Genomic DNA, 1,313 nt, shown 5'->3' on the forward strand with positions numbered 1-1,313 from the left:
GTCGTCGCCGGCGGGTGCTGCGTCTGCTTCGTCACGACCTTCTTGAGCATGTCGTTCGCGAAGCGCTGCACCTTGTAGCCCACCCCCATCATCACGCCGCGCGCGACGTTGATCGTCTGCGGATTGGTCGCGTTCAGGAAGAACATGCCCGCCGCGTTGCCCGCGTTGAACTTCTTCTTGCCCATCTTGCGCAACAGGTTGCGCATGTTCATCGTCACGTCGCCGAAGTCGATCTTCACCGGGCACGGCGTCGCGCACTTGTGGCACACCGTGCAGTGGTCGGCCACGTCGTTGAACTCGTCCCAGTGCTTGATCGACACGCCGCGGCGCGTCTGCTCCTCGTACAGGAACGCCTCGACCAGCAGCGACGTCGCGAGGATCTTGTTGCGCGGGCTGTACAGCAGGTTCGCGCGCGGCACGTGCGTCGCGCACACCGGCTTGCACTTGCCGCAGCGCAGGCAGTCCTTCACCGAATCGGCGATCGCGCCGATGTCGGACTGCTGCATGATCAGCGACTCGTAGCCCATCAGCCCGAAGCTCGGCGTGTACGCATTGCGCAGATCGGCGCCCTCGAGCAGCTTGCCCTTGTTGAAGCGGCCGTTCGGGTCCACAGCCCATCAGCCCGAAGCTCGGCGTGTACGCATTGCGCAGATCGGCGCCCTCGAGCAGCTTGCCCTTGTTGAAGCGGCCGTTCGGGTCCACGCGCTGCTTGTACGCGCGGAATTCGGCGATCTCGTCCTCGGTCAGGAACTCGAGCTTCGTGATGCCGATCCCGTGTTCCCCGGAAATCACGCCGTCGAGCGAGCGCGCGAGCGTCATGATCCGCGCGACGGCCGCGTGCGCGTCCTGCAGCATCTCGTAGTTGTCGGAGTCCGGAAATCACGCCGTCGAGCGAGCGCGCGAGCGTCATGATCCGCGCGACGGCCGCGTGCGCGTCCTGCAGCATCTCGTAGTTGTCGGAGTTGACCGGGATGTTCGTGTGCACGTTGCCGTCGCCCGCGTGCATGTGCAGCGCGACGAACACGCGCGCGCGCAGCACGCGCTTGTGGATCGCCTGCGCTTCGTCGAGGATCGGCTTGAACGCGCCGCCGTTGAAGATCGCGCGCAGTTCCGCGCGGATCTCCTGCTTCCACGAGATGCGCACCGTGCGGTCCTGCGTGACGTGGAACACGGTCGCGCCCGGCTGCTCGTCCGCGCGGTCGGCGAACTTCTCCGCGAGCGCCTCGTAGCCGAGCTGCACCAGGTAGTGCTGCGCCTCGCGCAGCGGCTGGTCGAGCCGGTCGCGCACGAATTCCCAGCGCGCGCGCACGCGC

Annotated in this window: 1 pseudogene; it reads right to left on the reverse strand. The window is 66.6% G+C overall.

Annotation, left to right across the window (positions count from 1 at the left end):
- A pseudogene (locus KPB06_RS04415) lies at positions 1–1,313 on the reverse strand (FAD-linked oxidase C-terminal domain-containing protein); the annotation flags it as partial.

The sequence above is a fragment of the Burkholderia semiarida genome (assembly GCF_029268935.1).
Lineage (GTDB): Bacteria > Pseudomonadota > Gammaproteobacteria > Burkholderiales > Burkholderiaceae > Burkholderia > Burkholderia semiarida.